The 16,673-nt window shown below is 31.0% G+C and carries 20 protein-coding genes and 1 pseudogene; 6 read left to right on the plus strand and 15 right to left on the minus strand.

What is annotated here, in order from left to right; translation table 11 throughout:
- Positions 1-108: 108 nt before the first annotated feature.
- Positions 109-1,395, minus strand: a complete 1,287-nt coding sequence (locus tag KPL50_RS10360; protein ID WP_216298378.1) for a DEAD/DEAH box helicase — start codon at positions 1,393-1,395, stop codon at positions 109-111.
- 425 nt (positions 1,396-1,820) lie between these two features.
- Between KPL50_RS10360 and KPL50_RS10365 the strand changes: the two genes are divergently transcribed.
- The 3 genes from KPL50_RS10365 to KPL50_RS10375 all read left to right on the plus strand — a co-directional run bounded on the left by KPL50_RS10365 (position 1,821) and on the right by KPL50_RS10375 (position 4,886).
- Complete coding sequence (locus KPL50_RS10365) at positions 1,821-2,690, plus strand: SDR family oxidoreductase (RefSeq protein WP_216298379.1); 870 nt, start codon at positions 1,821-1,823, stop codon at positions 2,688-2,690.
- Between the two features lie 129 nt (positions 2,691-2,819).
- The gene (locus tag KPL50_RS10370) at positions 2,820-3,755 is read left to right on the plus strand and encodes a M15 family metallopeptidase (RefSeq protein ID WP_216298380.1); all 936 of its coding nucleotides are present in this window, start codon (positions 2,820-2,822) and stop codon (positions 3,753-3,755) included.
- Positions 3,756-3,770: 15 nt separating this feature from the next.
- Positions 3,771-4,886, plus strand: a complete 1,116-nt coding sequence (locus tag KPL50_RS10375) for an amidase domain-containing protein (RefSeq protein ID WP_216298381.1) — start codon at positions 3,771-3,773, stop codon at positions 4,884-4,886.
- A gap of 90 nt (positions 4,887-4,976) precedes the next feature.
- Here the strand turns inward: KPL50_RS10375 and KPL50_RS10380 are convergent, their stop codons facing one another.
- On the minus strand, positions 4,977-6,641 hold the full coding sequence (locus KPL50_RS10380) for a ribonuclease J (RefSeq protein WP_216298382.1): 1,665 nt from the start codon (positions 6,639-6,641) through the stop codon (positions 4,977-4,979).
- A 259-nt stretch (positions 6,642-6,900) separates the two neighbouring features.
- On the opposite strand from KPL50_RS10380, the gene KPL50_RS10385 reads away from it, so the two are divergent.
- Positions 6,901-7,200, plus strand: coding sequence for a hypothetical protein (locus KPL50_RS10385; protein WP_216298383.1), 300 nt, complete (start codon positions 6,901-6,903; stop codon positions 7,198-7,200).
- Positions 7,201-7,258: 58 nt separating this feature from the next.
- Here the strand turns inward: KPL50_RS10385 and KPL50_RS10390 are convergent, their stop codons facing one another.
- Positions 7,259-8,491 carry an FprA family A-type flavoprotein gene (locus tag KPL50_RS10390; protein WP_216298384.1) on the minus strand — a complete coding sequence of 411 codons (1,233 nt, stop codon included), beginning with the start codon at positions 8,489-8,491 and terminating at the stop codon, positions 7,259-7,261.
- 211 nt (positions 8,492-8,702) lie between these two features.
- On the opposite strand from KPL50_RS10390, the gene KPL50_RS10395 reads away from it, so the two are divergent.
- Together KPL50_RS10395 and KPL50_RS10400 are read left to right on the plus strand one after the other, a co-directional pair.
- The gene (locus KPL50_RS10395; RefSeq protein ID WP_216298385.1) at positions 8,703-9,413 is read left to right on the plus strand and encodes a Crp/Fnr family transcriptional regulator; all 711 of its coding nucleotides are present in this window, start codon (positions 8,703-8,705) and stop codon (positions 9,411-9,413) included.
- Positions 9,414-9,533: 120 nt separating this feature from the next.
- Positions 9,534-9,980, plus strand: a complete 447-nt coding sequence (locus KPL50_RS10400; RefSeq protein WP_216298386.1) for an Rrf2 family transcriptional regulator — start codon at positions 9,534-9,536, stop codon at positions 9,978-9,980.
- A 102-nt stretch (positions 9,981-10,082) separates the two neighbouring features.
- On the opposite strand, the gene KPL50_RS10405 is transcribed toward KPL50_RS10400, so the two are convergent.
- From KPL50_RS10405 to KPL50_RS27725, 12 genes and pseudogenes are all read right to left on the minus strand, one after another.
- Positions 10,083-11,393, minus strand: coding sequence for a patatin-like phospholipase family protein (locus KPL50_RS10405; RefSeq protein WP_216298387.1), 1,311 nt, complete (start codon positions 11,391-11,393; stop codon positions 10,083-10,085).
- A 192-nt stretch (positions 11,394-11,585) separates the two neighbouring features.
- Positions 11,586-12,359 (minus strand): RNA polymerase sporulation sigma factor SigG, encoded by a 774-nt coding sequence (sigG, locus tag KPL50_RS10410; RefSeq protein ID WP_216298388.1) that lies wholly within the window; start codon positions 12,357-12,359, stop codon positions 11,586-11,588.
- Between the two features lie 277 nt (positions 12,360-12,636).
- Complete coding sequence (locus tag KPL50_RS10415; protein WP_216298389.1) at positions 12,637-13,050, minus strand: hypothetical protein; 414 nt, start codon at positions 13,048-13,050, stop codon at positions 12,637-12,639.
- A 395-nt stretch (positions 13,051-13,445) separates the two neighbouring features.
- A complete protein-coding gene (locus tag KPL50_RS10420; protein WP_216298390.1) occupies positions 13,446-13,607 on the minus strand; it encodes a hypothetical protein in 162 nt (53 codons plus the stop codon).
- A 65-nt stretch (positions 13,608-13,672) separates the two neighbouring features.
- A complete protein-coding gene (locus KPL50_RS10425; RefSeq protein WP_216298391.1) occupies positions 13,673-13,810 on the minus strand; it encodes a hypothetical protein in 138 nt (45 codons plus the stop codon).
- Between the two features lie 59 nt (positions 13,811-13,869).
- The gene (locus tag KPL50_RS10430) at positions 13,870-14,157 is read right to left on the minus strand and encodes a hypothetical protein (protein WP_216298392.1); all 288 of its coding nucleotides are present in this window, start codon (positions 14,155-14,157) and stop codon (positions 13,870-13,872) included.
- A gap of 180 nt (positions 14,158-14,337) precedes the next feature.
- Positions 14,338-14,481, minus strand: a pseudogene (locus KPL50_RS10435) (YebC/PmpR family DNA-binding transcriptional regulator); the annotation flags it as partial.
- Between the two features lie 251 nt (positions 14,482-14,732).
- Positions 14,733-14,945 carry a holin gene (locus KPL50_RS10440; protein WP_216298393.1) on the minus strand — a complete coding sequence of 71 codons (213 nt, stop codon included), beginning with the start codon at positions 14,943-14,945 and terminating at the stop codon, positions 14,733-14,735.
- Between the two features lie 13 nt (positions 14,946-14,958).
- Positions 14,959-15,657, minus strand: coding sequence for an N-acetylmuramoyl-L-alanine amidase (locus tag KPL50_RS10445; protein WP_216298394.1), 699 nt, complete (start codon positions 15,655-15,657; stop codon positions 14,959-14,961).
- A 21-nt stretch (positions 15,658-15,678) separates the two neighbouring features.
- Positions 15,679-15,909, minus strand: a complete 231-nt coding sequence (locus tag KPL50_RS10450) for a hemolysin XhlA family protein (RefSeq protein ID WP_216298395.1) — start codon at positions 15,907-15,909, stop codon at positions 15,679-15,681.
- A gap of 97 nt (positions 15,910-16,006) precedes the next feature.
- Positions 16,007-16,168: an aspartyl-phosphate phosphatase Spo0E family protein gene (locus KPL50_RS10455; RefSeq protein ID WP_216298396.1), complete on the minus strand. Its 162-nt coding sequence runs from the start codon at positions 16,166-16,168 to the stop codon at positions 16,007-16,009.
- Positions 16,169-16,291: 123 nt separating this feature from the next.
- The gene (locus KPL50_RS27725) at positions 16,292-16,414 is read right to left on the minus strand and encodes a Spo0E family sporulation regulatory protein-aspartic acid phosphatase (RefSeq protein WP_309245167.1); all 123 of its coding nucleotides are present in this window, start codon (positions 16,412-16,414) and stop codon (positions 16,292-16,294) included.
- Positions 16,415-16,673 lie beyond the last annotated feature (259 nt).

Below are 16,673 nucleotides of genomic sequence, written 5' to 3' on the forward strand. Positions count from 1 at the left end.
AGGCTAAAAACGGAGATTACTAAGTAAATCCATATGTAATTTAAAATATGGATTAGTAAAGCCAATGATTATTTAAAATAATCATTGGCTTTATGCATTTTTATTATTTTATTTTGCGGCTCTAGTTGTTGCTCTAGCGTTTCTAGGTTGTTGTCTTGCTGAGTGATTTCTTTCATTTCTCCTAGCATAACCGTTTGCTCCTGACTTTGCAGTTGAAGCTTTTTTTGTGTTATCATTACTAACAACTATTGGTAAATTGCTTGCAGGATAAGGATGCTCTTCTATTACTGGTATTGATTTTGCAATAAGCTTCTGAATATCTTTAAGAAATGGCTTTTCTTCGTCATCACAAAAGGATAATGCAACTCCACCAAGTCCTGCCCTGCCAGTTCTCCCTATTCTATGTACATAGGTCTCTGGTATATTTGGCAAATCAAAATTGATTACATGAGATAATTCCTCAACATCGATACCTCTTGCTGCTATATCTGTTGCCACGAGTACTCTTGTAATACCAGCCTTGAAATTATTTAAGGCAAGTTGCCTAGCACTTTGTGATTTATTTCCGTGAATAGCTTGAGCTTCTATACCTGAATTGTTAAGGTCTTTAGTGATTTTATTTGCACCATGCTTTGTTCTTGAGAATACCAAAGCAGAGGCTATGGACTTATCTTGTAGTAAATGAATAAGTAGAGGTTTTTTATCTTTTTTATCTACAAAATACACTGATTGATTAATAAGTTCAATAGTCGAGGAAACAGGTGTCACCGCTACCCTTACTGGATCCACAAGAATAGAATCCACTAGTTTTGAGATTTCTGGTGGCATAGTTGCTGAAAATAGCATGGTTTGCCTGATTTTAGGTAGTTGCGCTATAACTTTTTTTACGTCGCGCAAGAAGCCCATATCAAGCATACGGTCTGCCTCATCAAGTACAAACATTTCCACATGATGTATGTTTATAAATTTCTGTTGCATTAAATCAAGTAATCTACCGGTAGTTGCAATTAAAATATCTACTCCGCCTCTTAGTGCATCAGTTTGATTTTTTTGTGATACACCTCCGAAAATAACTGCACTAGTCAGATTCATATGTGTGCTGTAGGCATCAAAGCTTTCTCCAATTTGGATTGCTAGTTCCCTAGTTGGTGCCAGGATTAGGGCCTTTATATTTTTAGGTCCTTTTATAACCTTTTGCTTTCCACAAAGAATTTGAAGTATAGGAATAGCAAAAGCTGCCGTCTTTCCGGTACCTGTTTGAGCACAACCTAGAAAGTCTCTACCTTTCAATATACTAGGAATTGCTGCTTCCTGTATAGGTGTAGCTTCTACGTAGCCTTCAGTTACTAGTGCTTTTTTTATTGGCGTAATGAGATTTAAGTTTTCGAATAACATTATTTTCTCCTTTGGAAGTGGCTGTCTTGAACTTTAAATGTCGCAAATCACTGATATCCTATTATGAATCTTCTTGAAAATTGGAAACAACAACTTTCTTACATGATTATATTGCATCTAAGAAACCACCATTTATTAGTGATATGAGTATATTTAGGCTGATTAATCTTCATTTTAACTTTGACTTTATATGTCTTTATGTATAAATAAATTTGTTTCACTTATATCAACTTCAATTTTATATTTATTTTAATTTAAATGTTCATTGTACTCACACTTTCTAATTATAACATATTTTCGCTCTTCTTGCTATTCTTCTATTCTTATAGTGGATTGTATAGATTGTAGCTGAAGTGAATATAAATGATGATTTATCATAAACTATGTTTACAAAATATATTTTATTAAAAGAAGGAGCTACTCTTATGAATGAAAATTTTAATTATCCTATGACAGTACCTGAGCAAAAACAAGATAAACAACCAGGACTCGAGTCACTTATGAATCCAAAGCCTATTTTTGAAAATGCAAATTGTATAGGCTCTGGCAAATTAATGAATAAAGTTGCCTTAATTACAGGTGGAGATAGTGGAATTGGAAAAGCAGTTGCTTTGTCTTATGCCAGAGAAGGCGCAGATATTGCCATAGTATATCTTGATGAGCATGAGGATGCAGAAGGTACAAAAAAACTTATTGAAATAAAGGGCAGAAAGTGTATTTTAATCCCTGGGGATATAGGAAAAGACACTTTTTGCAATGAGGCTGTTAATAAAACAATAAGTGAGCTTGGTAAAATAGACATCCTTGTGAACAACGCTGCAGAGCAACATCCTCAAAATAGTATTGAAGATATTACAGTGGAGCAACTAGAAAAAACCTTTAAAACCAATATCTTTTCCATGTTTTATATGGTGAAAGCTACATTACCTCATTTAAAAGAAGGTGCTACAATTATAAATACTTCCTCAGTTACAGCCTATGAAGGCCACAAAACACTAATTGATTACTCCTCAACTAAGGGAGCAATAGTTACATTTACTCGTTCTTTAGCTCTTTCCCTGGCAAGTAAAAAAATACGTGTTAATGCCGTTGCTCCAGGCCCTATATGGACGCCTCTTATACCCGCATCCTTTAGTGCCAGTGAGGTTGGTAAATTTGGAAGTAAAACTCCCATGGGAAGGCCAGGTCAACCTGTGGAACTTGCTGAAACTTACGTATTTTTAGCTTCCGAAGGTGCTTCCTATATAAGTGGTGAAACTATCCATGTCAATGGTGGTGTGGTAATAAATGGCTAGTGACACCCACATAACATGTCTCTTGCCACATGTTATGTGAGTGTCACCTGGCATGTTTATCCACACATATAATAATAATCTATAGGCAATTATATATAGCAAAAGTATTTTTATAAAGGAGATATTATTATGAAGAAACACTCTGCTTTAATCTTTGTTGCTTGTTTAGTATGCAACATAGTAAATATAACAATATCACCTGTTGCAAATACTATTTTCACTGAAGAAAATACTAATATATATAAGGTAACAATGAAGCAAGACCTTCTATGCCTAATGATAGCTTATCCTGAATATATCACAAATATTGAAGAGAAAAATGGAAATATGTATTTAGTGCTGAAGTCAGGGAAAAAGTTAGTTTACGATGATAAAATAAGGAAAAACTCACAAGAAAAACTAATAAGCCCTGATCTTCAAGATACTCTAGAACAACTTTATCCCCTTTCACCAATTAGAAGTATTATGAGGACAGATTACGACCCTGGTCGTGGGCGGTCTTATGGATTATTAACTGAAGTATATGGGTCTTCTAAAAAAGATATAGAATCTAGACTTACAAAAGTTAAGATTGGATACAGTAATTATCAATTCAATGGGAGTAATAGTGCAGCGAGTTCACTGCAAGTTGTTATGAAAGAATTACTTCCCCTTTCACAAACAAACCAAAATGTGAGAAAATGCCTTCTTCCCTGCAGCGGTACTTTTAATTACCGCGTAATCTCAGGGACAAACAGATTAAGTCCTCATGCTTTTGGAATTGCTATAGATCTTGCTAGTGATAAAAGAGATTATTGGAAATGGGCTTCTAAAGAAGCAGGAGAAAAAAGATTAGCTTCCTATGCCAGTGAACTTGTAGAAACTTTTGAAAACAACGGCTTTGTTTGGGGCGGTAAATGGTCGCACTTTGATATCCTACATTTTGAGTATAGGCCTGAAATAATTTTAAAGGCACGCTACTTTACAAATATTATGGATTCAACAAAATCATGGTATGAAGGTGCACCATTACAACAATTGGCTATAAAAAATGCTATAGAAAAAATTGATGCATTAATAAAATAATAGGAGTACAAAATTATGAATTTTTTTAAAGGAGAAAATTTACAATGGTCCAAAATTAGAATGCTTATATTTATAATGCTTCTTTTGTTCATACAGCTATGTGCTCCTAACCACACCTATGCTGCCACAGATGAAGAAAAGAAAGAGGTTACTAGTTATATAGATCAAATTTTTCAAAGGAGAAATAAAGCTATATTAAGTGGTAATTTAGAATTAGTAAAATCAATTTATAACATGAACACAAAATATGGAACCTGGGCCTATGAATATGAAAAAAGAAAGATGAATTATATTAACAATTGGGCACAAAAACAAGGAGTTAAGTTTACAGATATTACGCCAACTATAATTATAAAAACTATTAAAGGTAATATTGATAATTTTTCTATTTACCTATTGTGTTCCACAGAATATAAGTATGTATATATAAATCAGCCAGAATTAGAAAACACCTCGAGAATTGGAACCTATCACATTTTAAAACTTACTAGTAAAGATGATTCTTGGATAATTTCTAAAGAATGGTATAAAGATCCATTTGGCGATTCATTAAATTTAGATAATATTAAGGCAGATTCTATACAACAATATATATTATCTCAAACTGCAAGAGATTTATCTACAATAGACAAGCGAAGAACCAAAGCAATAGAATATGCTGATAAATATTGTGGTGCTGCAAGTACCGCAGAATTTGAATATAAGTACAATAAAAAATATAGAGACTATAATCCTGAGGGTGGTGATTGTGCAAACTTTGCATCACAAATTCTTTTTGAAGGTGGAAAGTTCAGACAAAATTCTGCTTGGAACTATGATAAAAATGGAGCAACAAGTGGTTGGCTCAACGCAGATGGGTTTAAAAGATACATGACAAATAGTGGTAGAGCATCAGTAATTGCATATGGTAGCTACGAGAAAGTATACAAAGCTAGCTATAAACTACTTCCAGGGGATTTTGTTGCCTATGAAAAGAAAAATGACATTACTCATATTTCTGTTGTGACTGGTGCTGATTCAAAAGGATACTCCTTGGTTAGTTGTCATAATTCAGATAGAAATAAAGTACCTTGGGATCTTGGATGGAGCGATAAAAGCATTAAATTTTGGTTAGTTAGAGTTCATTATTAATAAAAAACATTAAAAGCTGAGGGTCATTAAACCTTCAGCTTTTAATATTTGATGCCACCAATTATATCCCAATTGCCATGTGGGTATTTCTTAAATTTCCATAATAATAGGGAAAATAATTGGTCTACGATTTGTTTGTTGGTATAAATAGCGCTCTACGGATTTTTTCATATTAGATTTTAATACATACCATTCAATAATTTTATTATCTAAGCATTTATTAAGTTCAATCCTAACAATTTCTTTTACTTCACTAATTAATTCATCTGATTCTTTTGCATATATAAATCCACGAGTGATTATATCTGGACCTGCAATAATACTATAAGATTCCCTTTCTAAGGTAACTACTATTGTGAGCATTCCATCTTCTGCTAAGTGCTTTCTATCTCTAAGCACAATACTTCCTACGTCCCCCACCCCTAAACCATCTACAAATACAGAGCCAGTCTGTACTCGCCCTGCTACTCTAGCTTCATCCTCTGTAATTTCTAATACTTGCCCGGTTTCCATAGTAAATGTATCTTCGGATTGCATACCCAATTGTTGTGCTAATTTAGCATGCTGCCTTATATGTCTGTATTCGCCATGAACTGGCATAAAATATTTAGGATGAACTAAGGCATGAATTAATTTTAATTCCTCTTGATAGGCATGACCGGATACATGCACTTCTTCTAAATCCTCATAAATTACCTCTGCCCCTTTTTTGAATAATTCATTAATTACTCTAGATATAAGTTTCTCATTTCCAGGAATTGGAGATGCAGAAATAATATACAAGTCCTCTGGTTCAATGGCAATTTTTCTATGGGTAGCAAAAGCTATTCTAGCAAGGCCTGCCATTGGTTCTCCTTGACTTCCAGTAGTTATTATTGTAATGTTTTTATTGTTGTAATTTCTCATATCATCCATTCTTATAATAAAACCTTCTGGTATATGAAGATATCCTAGGTCCATAGCAACTTGCGAGATGTTCTCCATACTCCTTCCACTAAAAACAATTTTCCTATCATACATTACAGAGGCATCTGCTATCTGCTGCATTCTATGAATGTTTGAGGCAAATGTGGCTACAATAACTCTTCCCTCAGCATTAGAAAGTATTCTAGTTAAAGTCTTTCCTATGGCTTTTTCTGAAATTGTATGGCCTTCCCGTTCTACATTTGTGCTATCCGCCATAAGAAGCATTACGCCCTCTTTACCTAAATTCGAAATACGTTCTAGATCCATGACTAATCCATCAATGGGGGTAAAATCAATTTTGAAGTCACCAGTATGTAATATAACACCCAGTGGTGTGTGAATAGCAATAGCACAGGAGTCAGCTATGCTGTGAGTGACCCTTATAAATTCTATTTTAAAATTTTTTAGGTCTATTATATCTCCAGCATTTACATTATGTAGTTCACAACCAGTTAACATATTGTGTTCTTTTAACTTATTTTCTACAATACCTAATGTGAGCTTTGTGCCATAAACAGGTACATTTAATTGCTTTAAAATGTAGGGTAATGCTCCTATATGATCCTCATGTCCATGAGTTAAAAAAATACCTTTAACTTTTTCTGCATTATTTTTTAAATAAGATATATCCGGAATTACTAAATCCACACCATACATTTCCTCATCTGGAAAGGATATACCACAGTCTATAACAATAATTTCCTCCTGATATTCAAAAGCCGTTATATTTTTACCTATTTCTCCAAGTCCACCTAGTGGAATAATCTTTATGCACTGTTCATTTTTCACACAACTCTCCCCTTCGTTTATATCATTATACTATTAGTTTCATTTTCTTTATTTTGCCTTATATTGTGAAATTAATACCTTTTTTTGAAGATTCCTTATAGAAGAGTGGAATATAGTATAACTTATATTCATAGGGAATTTAAAATATCCAATGAAGGCACATTAACTACTCTTTTAAAGAATACTAAAAAAATTAATGAGCACCCTAATAGTATAGATAAAACCGTTAAATCAATAAACTATAAGGAGATAAACTAATATGAAAACTGAAGAACAAATCAAGTCAGAAGTATCTAGGCAGGTTATTGACAGTATGAAAACAACTCTAAATGAAGAGCTAACTCAGGTGGAAAAAGAATTCGAAGAAACTTATAAAAGCAAACTTGAACAAGAACTGCAATATTCATTAGACCTCGCAGAGACTGGCCTACAGCACACTTCTAGCAAAACCTTAAAAGTTGAAAACAAAAAACTAATGCAGCAATTAGATAGTATAAGAGTTGAGAAAATGAAAGTTGAGAACAAGTTAAAAACATTAAATGAATTTGAAAATTTATAGTTTTAAAGGGTCAATAAATCAATTTAAATAAAAGCCCATGAATATCATGGGCCTATATTTAAATTGTACTTAGCAATAAGTCAGTAGTATATATAACAGCCCTTTCAATATTCTTTAAATCTTCCTCAGTGGGTGCAAACCTAATCCTTATAGGTAACTGTATATCAATCATTCCAGTCTCCTTTATTATATCAGAAGTGTTTAATAATTTAATGTTGGCTTGTTTTAGATAGTCTTGAACTACTTCTATAGCCTCTCCACTCCAGCCATAAGATCCAAAAACAGCTCCTAACTTATTTTCTAGATTTATTGTACTAAGACTTTTTAGGAGCTCTTCCATATTGCCAATCATATCTGCATATTTTGTAGAAGTTCCAAAGAAAATTGCTTGAGCTTCACTAATAGCGTGTATAACTTCTTCCCTTGGCGCACTATTAATATCTATAGCTTCTGAAACTATACATTGTTCTTGAAATTTTTCCACTATAAATGAGGCGATTTTCTTTGTTCTACCTGTCATTGAGGAGTATAAAACTAGTGCTTTTTTGCTTATATTTGTGTTTTTACTCATAGTGTCATAAATATCTATATAGCTTTTTACATCCTCTCTAAGAATAAATCCATGGGAGGGGGCTATCATCTTTATATCCAGTGGTTTAATTTTTTCAATCATGTTTTGAACATACCTTCTATGAGGATGCATTATTAAATTGTAATAACCAATATAATCATTTTTAATATCTTCTTTTGCACTATCATTAAAATATTCATAGTTTGCTATATGAGTACTAAATATATCACAAGAAAATAAAATTTTATCTTCTACGCAATAGGTTACCATGGTTTCTGCAGTATGAAGATATGGTGTTTCTATAAAACTAAGAGTCTTACCTCCTATATCAAGAGTATCCCCATCTCCTACAACTATAAACTCCCTTTTATGAAGCTTATACATTTCCTTAAGTTCAATTACCGCAAGCTTTGAACATACAATTACAGCGTTTTTGGCAAATGTAGCTAAACTTCCAAGTGCACCAGAATGATCTGGCTCTGTGTGGTTTATTACAATGTACGCTATCTTTTCAAGATCTATTATATTTTTTAAGTTTTCTACAAACTCTCTTCCAAATTTCATATCAACAGTGTCAATTATTGTAGGCTTTTCAGTCATTAATAAATAACTATTATAAGTGGTTCCCTTGGTAAGTGTTAATCTATGAAATGGTACATCTCTATCATCGACCTTCCCTACCCAAAATATATCTTTATTTAACATTATATTATTTTCCATTATATTTCCCTCCTAAATTTTATTTATCCTGGCTTAGCTTTCTTTCTATATTCTTATCTTACAATCTTTTATCTTTATTAAATATGATTTAAATCAAAATATAAAAAAAGTATAAACTCTGTTTAATAATGATTAGGCAGTTTAAGCTAAAAATGTTATTATAAAATAAGTTAAATAAAAATTAAAAATACATTTGGTAGGTGATATATACATGGAACAGTGTAATTGTACAAATTGTAATACTACTCTTTGCGCTAAAAAAGTACCCATATTTTCTTTCCTGTCTGATGAGGAACTAAAAAAAATAGTGGATATGACTGGGCATAAATCTTACAAGAAAGGATCTATACTATGCCACGAGGGTGAGAAATCTGATACCTTATTTATAATCAATGAAGGTGGAGTAAAGATCTCAAAGCTCACCAAGGACGGTAAAGAGCAAATTGTTCATATCTTAACTAGTGGAGATTTTTTTGGAGAATTGAGTCTTTTCAACAATAATGAAACCTATAATTTTGACGTTTATGCTATATCAGACACAAAGATATGTACACTAACAAAACAAAACATGGATGAAATTCTTAAGGATAATCCGCAAATAGCTTTAAAGCTTCTACAGGTAATCACGAAACGTCTCAGTGACACTGAAAATCTAGCTCAGAATCTGGCTACTAACGATGCTGAAATTCGAATAGCCTATATGCTTTTAGAGTTTACAGAAAAATATGGGGTGACCACTCCAGAAGGATTGCAAGTTAAACTACCTATTAGTAAAGAAGAAATGGCAAGCTACGTGGGAGTAACAAGGGAAACCATAAGTAGGAAGCTTAGTATATTTGAAGAATTAGGTATTATAAGCCATAAAGGTAATAAGCTACTTATGATAAAAAAATTAGATATGTTAAAAGCCTATGTGGAGTAATTATTTAGATGGACCTGAATTTGACTTATTCTTTTCAATATAGTATGATTTTTTTAGTGAATAAATATTACATTATGCGTTATTTGTATATTTTAAATAGATAAGGAGAATTAACACACCATGAATATTTCTACAAAAGGAAGATACGGTTTAAGGGCAATGGTTGATATCGCTGTGAATTCATTGGGAAACTATATTCCCCTAAAGGTTATCGCTGAAAGACAAGACATATCAGAAAATTACCTAGAGCAAGTGTTCTCAGTACTTAGAAAGGCTAAGCTTGTAAAAAGTGCAAGGGGATCACAGGGTGGTTATACCCTAGCAAAAGAAGCCTCAAAAATCACTGTAGGAGAAGTTTTAAGAATTCTTGAAGGTGATTTAAGTATTACTGGCGATGATGATGGGGCATTAGGAATTGATAAAACAATAAAAGTTTGCATAAACACCATGGTATGGCAAAAGGTTAATGAGCAAGTTAATAAAGTTATGGATGCTGTTACACTACAAGATCTTGTAGAAAAGTATAATACTTTGAATACAGAATATACCCTGGACTTTATAATATAAATGAAGAATAATAACACTAAAAAAATCTAAGTGTTATTATTCTTTATTTATTTTGATTTACTGGCTTTTAGTTCATTTTCAATAGATTCTAGAATTACTTTCCTACTGTTTTAGCGAATCTGATTTTCTACTTAGTAATAATGAAAAAAATAAATTTGCTATTGCATATTTAGGTTGACTTAAGGCAATAAAACTTCTTGTTTTAATTATAAGGGGGGATATTTCATTTATATTTGGTTCATAAAATACCAGAGCCTTATTGAGATTGTCAACTTTACTTATTAAAAGGATATTATTTGCTTCTAATGTTACTTTTTTATAATTTTCATATTCTTTCATAATTTCATCAATTAGTTGCTCTAAACTGTATAGCTGTATTCTATGTATTCCTAAACATTCTGAACATATTTCGGCCATAGAAATAATGACACTTTGTGCATTTAATTCACCCGTTACATATTTTCTTATTTTTCTTAGTAGTCTAAATTTAATGCTACTTACAATATTAGAAGTACTTTCATTTATATTTACTCCATAGAATGCATATATTTTTTCGATTTCTCTTAATTGTAAATCCTTAACATATTCATTCTTACTCTCATTACAAGTATCAGAATTTACAATGTAGTACTGTTTTCCAATTGTCCTCCCAAACGCCCTGAGAGTATCAAAATAACCAATTTCTATATTGTTTTTAGAGTTTTCTATATTAAACTGAAGTGTTCTTCCAAGGTATTCAGAATTCTTAATATAGATAATTTTATTATTGCTTGTATCAACCTTCTTTATCCTACCTAGACCAGAAACATCTACTAGGATGATGTTTTTACTTTTCTCAAATATTAATGAAATAGGTATATTATCATATATCCCTCCATCTACATATCTTTTCTTATCAATAATTTGAGGTTTGAACGTAGGAAAACATGAACTTGCAAGCAAATATTCTATAAGCTTACCTTCAGGAATATCTTTTATAAAAATATTTATTGGTTTAAAATCTGTTAAAGAAAACGTGACAATGCCAAAATCAATTTTTGATTCTCTTATTTTCTTTTCATCAATCACTTTGAATAATAGTTCTTTTAATGGAGTGACATCCATACCCCCTAATAAAAATGAATTTTTTATAGTATTAATAATTGACGCTAAGCTTAAGTTTTTTTGTGTTAATATATCCTTTTCTTGTCCAAAATTAATAATTTTGCTCATGGTCAAATCATTCCAAAGGTTATAAGCTATATCATAATCTCCTTGCACCATTATAGCTCCATTTAAAGCCCCCACAGAGGTGCCTACAACTACTTCCACATGAATGTCCAATTCATTCAAAGCTTTCCAAACTCCTATTTCATATGCTCCTTTAGCACCTCCGCCACCTAAAACCACTCCGTATTTTTCATTATTCATCATAATCTTCTCCTCATATTATTCCTACTATGATTTTACCATTGTTAAATAGAATAAGATGTATCAAAATTGTAACTTGAGGTAAAACAACACAGGTATCTCACCTGTGCTGTTCAAAATATATCCTTAAATTAGTAAAGAAGTGTTTTCCTTTGCATAAACAGTTCTACAAAAAAAGGGTCCCACTTAAGGACCCTATACATACTTTCTCATATGCTTTAATGCGTTTTTTTCTACTCTAGATACCTGTGCTTGTGATATACCTATTTCATCAGCTACTTCCATTTGAGTTTTTCCATCGAAGAACCTCAGATTTAAAATTAACTTTTCTCGATCTTTTAATTTTTTCATTCCCTCATTAATTGATATATTTTCAAGCCAACTATCATCTGAGTTTTTAGTGTCGCTTATTTGATCCATCACATAGATTTCATCTCCACCATCATGATAAATTGGTTGAAATAAGGATACTGGATCTTGTATAGCATCTAGTGCAAATACTACGTCCTCCCTTGGTAATTGTAATTCTTTAGCTATTTGAGATATAGTTGGTTCCTTGTTGTCTTGATTTACCAATCTATCTCTAACTTGTAATGCTCTATATGCAATATCCCTTAATGACCTACTAACTCTTATAGAGTTATTATCTCTTAAGTATCTTCTTATTTCCCCTATAATCATGGGTACTGCATATGTTGAAAATCTAAGGTTTAGACTTAAATCGAAGTTATCAATGGATTTCATTAACCCAATACAGCCTACTTGAAATAAATCATCTACGTTTTCTCCTCTATTATTGAAGCGCTTTATCACACTTAAGACCAACCTTAAATTCCCTTCAATAAATTTTTCTCTACACTCATACTCGCCATTTTGTATCCTTAGTAGTAACTCTTTCTTTTCTTTTTCCTTTAAAACAGGCAATTTCGAGGTATTTACTCCACATATTTCTACTTTGTTGAACATCATAAGGTCATCCTTCCCTTCAGAGTAATTGCTTTTAAATTATGTCCTTATGATTTATCTTTTATACTACAGACAACCTTATTATATTTTATTAAAATTTTCACCTTCAAATTTTATCGGTATTTTGCTCTGATTTTTAATTCCAACAGCAACAAAAGAATACGTTTATCATTTCAGATCCATCAGTTGAATTTACTTGAATATCCATAATTCTTTTTCAAATATCATACTGCTCTTTTGTAAAATATCTGCTATTTTCTATTAGTATAGACTTTTATTTTTATTTGTATTTCTCAATATATTCTAAAAGTGCCATGCTAATCAAATCCATGCTCTTATACTCTTTATATTTCTCTGAGAAATCTTTAAACTGTCCCAAAACATCTGTATACAATCTAATAGTAGTCGTAGTCTTAAATTCTCCGTTAAGAATATCTTCATTAATTTTTAATTCTTGTGTTTCTGGTACATCAATTATAATTTTATAATCTGTTATTTGCTTTTCTAGTTTAGTTTTATCTGCTACTTTTTTCTCTTCTTTTACAAAATCATAAGCTAAATCAATAGCTTCCTCTATGCTATCCGAATTAAAACGCATGTATGGTACTTCATCATTTAAAATTAAACAAAATTTAGAACTTGATTCGATTTTTACCTTATATCCTTCATCTATTAGTTTTTCTAATTTATTCATTTTTCACACACCTTTTATTTATATATTTTTTTAAACCTCTCTTGGGATACCTTCTTCAGTTTGAACCCTAATCTTTATACATTTATTATGCCATACTTTAATATATATTATGAAAATTTTGCAAAGTAATTACGTAAGTACTTAATAGGAATATAATAAACCTTGGAACACAAAACTCTAGCTCCAAGGTTAAGTAGCAGACTACAATTCACGATATTTCTCTGAGCATTTGTTTAAGGATTCTTTTTAAATATCTTTTAATTCTAATAAAAAAACACTTCCAGATATATATAAAATGTTTCGTCTGTCACTTCACTAGTTTTTTCTTTCATAGCCTCTGACATTACTTACGTGCCCTTAATCACCGCGACCTTTTTAAATCAACAAAAACCTTATTATAGGGGGATACTTAGCTCAATTATATGATGAACAGTATAACCTTGTGTTACTAAACCTGTCCTATAATACTCAACGATATCCATACCATAACAACTAACAATCAAACTATCTCTAACCCTTATCCAATCCTTAGAATTAAAATCCTCTAATACTTTCACAAAATAAAAAGCACCCAAGTTAATGGATACTTTCTAAAAATTACTATCATAATACTATTACCATCTTATTTGTTACATTCATTTCTAAGCGTGTTTATAAACTTAGCTATTTCTATTGCCATTTCTTCACTATTTGCTTTATTTTTAATCAATCCATTTTCTATTGCTGCTATTGTAATTTCCTTCAAATATTCTTCATCCATATTTTCGCCTCCCCTCTATAAAACTGCATATACACTACATAATTCTATATAAGGAAGTCTTATCCTTTGTAAATCAATTCCAAAAGAAAAATAAAAACACCTAAATTAATAGGCGTTAATGTCATTCTATTAACTGCTTCATCTATTTTGTAAACTTTCATCTTATATGTGACATATTGTTTGATGTGCAGATGTGTAACATCTTCAAGTTCTAGTATTTTGTACTCATGGTCTACCCAAGTGTGAAATAGTGCATTATTATTTTTGTATCCCTTCTGTATCTTTGGTGAATAGTTCCTAATCTTAATTTCAAATAAAAATTCTTTCAATACATCATTTAATTGCATAAAAAAATCACCCCTATTGTTGTTTTCATACAACTTTAAGAGTGATTTTACGTATATCATCGTGTAGAGGATTGACTATTTAACATTTGTCATAGTCTAATGAGTTTTTGTACATATGTCGTAGTCAAACCTCATCTTTTAATCAATCCAAATTTCTTCTAAACCATTGAAATCGCTTACTTATCCCTCAAATTCCTCAGGGAACTCTGCATTATGATAAACGTCTTGTACATCGTCATCATCTTCAAGCATATCTATAAGCCTTTGTACCTTACCTGCGCCTTCTAAGCTAACAGGTATCATGTTATCTGGTATCATTGTAAGCCTTATTAATTGATATATACCATTATGGAATACATACATAAACCATCATGTAATCATAGTATACCATTATAAATCGGCTGAAATCAACTGTTTCATGATGGTATACATTGCATTATTTTAATTTCAAAAATCTACATTAATATATACATTAATCTTAATCTTAATTCTAGTAATATCTATGCTCATATATACATTAATCTAAATACAAAAAAAATAAGGTATAAGGAAAAATCCCGATACCTTATTAATTATTATTTATCATCTAAATATCCTTTATTTTCTGTGTTAGGATTACTTAATATTCCTGCAAGTGTTAATATACCTAATAAAGCATCTACTAACATTTTATAAGAAACTGCTGTTAATCCTATAACTGCATATAATCCGTAATTACCTAAAATTAATCCGATAAATGCAAATATTGAAACCCAAAGTCCTACATTTTTTAATTTGCTCTTGTCCATTTTAATAAACCTCCTACGACAATATATTGTCTATGTATATTTTTAATTTACTCTTAGCACTCTGAGTATTTAATCCATCAAGTCCATCTTCTATTAATGCCTTATCGTCAGCACCTCTTATCCCTACTCGATTACAAACCTTCTGTAATTCAAGTATCCTATTTATAATAGGCTTAGTCTCCACTTTAACTGTTCCACCTATGATATGAATTACACCCTTTGCTATTGCAAATCCCATACTATTAGGATTATATAAATTGCAATCTGCTTTACTATCTACAAAAAACGGTTCTAATAGCACACAAATTGCTTTAGTATGACCAGTTACATATAATGAAGGTCTTTTTACTCCTCTTGATTTAAAACCTAATTTACATACTTCTGTTAAAATGGATTGTCCATATTTTGCACCTGCATCACTGGCTACTTCCATTTCTGAACCCATTGCATCATTTGTACTTTTAAATGCATTTGCATGAAAACATAAATGTAATGCTGCTCCACTAGCATCAGATTTTTTCACTCTATAAGATAAAGATTCTTGTAACGTCATATTTCCACTCGGAGTGCAATTCACTAATGTATGACCATTTCTTATAAGTTCATTTACGCATATATTTCCATACTCTCTCACTACTGTTTCTTCTATAACATAACCACTTGCACCTCTGTCATTTCCTGTTCCATGACGATAATCATATGAAATAATCATTTATATATCCCTCCCTAAATTCTAAAATAATCCACTTTGGATTGCATAAAAAAAGAACCCAAGTAAGCTTGTTACCCAAATCCCCATAAACCATTTCATCGTTGATGTTAAACTCTTAATATTTTCACATAGATTTTTTATCTCTGTTTTAAATTCCCTACCATCTTGTTTTAAATTATCTATTTCCCTACTGTGTTCTTTTAAAGTTTCAGCATGTTCATTTATTTTTAATTCTATAGTTTCGCTATTCATTTTTACTTCACCTACCTTTTTATATTTTTAGACATCAAAAAGAGGACTATGAAAGTCCTCTTAGTTTTTGTGTCTATTAATTTGATACGATAAATTATTAACTTTCCTCTAACAATTTATCGTATTCATTTAGTAGATCATCTAGCCTTTGGCTAAGTGCTACTAATTCGGGGTCAGTTAGCTTTTCTTTTTCGTTCATTAGCTTATACATCAAAGCTCTAAGTTTTTCAATTCTATATATTATTTCTATTGATGGCATAATACCCCTCCTTCCATTGCTAATTGTAGCGAAAAAAGGGATATAATGTATAGGAAAAATAAGATAAAATAATTGTAATTTAATATAGTATTAAATGCACTCTTTCAACTGCCTCAGTTAGTTCTATCTATTTAATTTCTCTTCTAAAACCTTATTATATTGATTTAATGATGCATTTAAAATTTTACTTATATTCACTACCTCTGAATCAACTAAATTACCTTTTTTATCTTCGATTAAAAAAATAACTTTCTTTTAAAATTTCTACATCTTTAAATAAATCCTCTATTTCGGATATTACAACACCTCCCCAAATAGTATTTAGCATTGTACCATATATTATTTTAGTTGCTTCAGTATAATTTGTTAATTCATAACAAAATAAAAACGTCACAAACCTTAGATTGTAACGTTTAATAATAATGCTATCTACTACAGAAAATTATAATCCAACATCTGAAAGCTCAACTTTAATATTCTCACTTTTATTTCTTATCTTACTAGT

It is taken from the genome of Clostridium sp. CF012, assembly GCF_018861755.1.
In the GTDB taxonomy this organism is placed as follows: Bacteria; Bacillota; Clostridia; order Clostridiales; family Clostridiaceae; genus Clostridium_AD.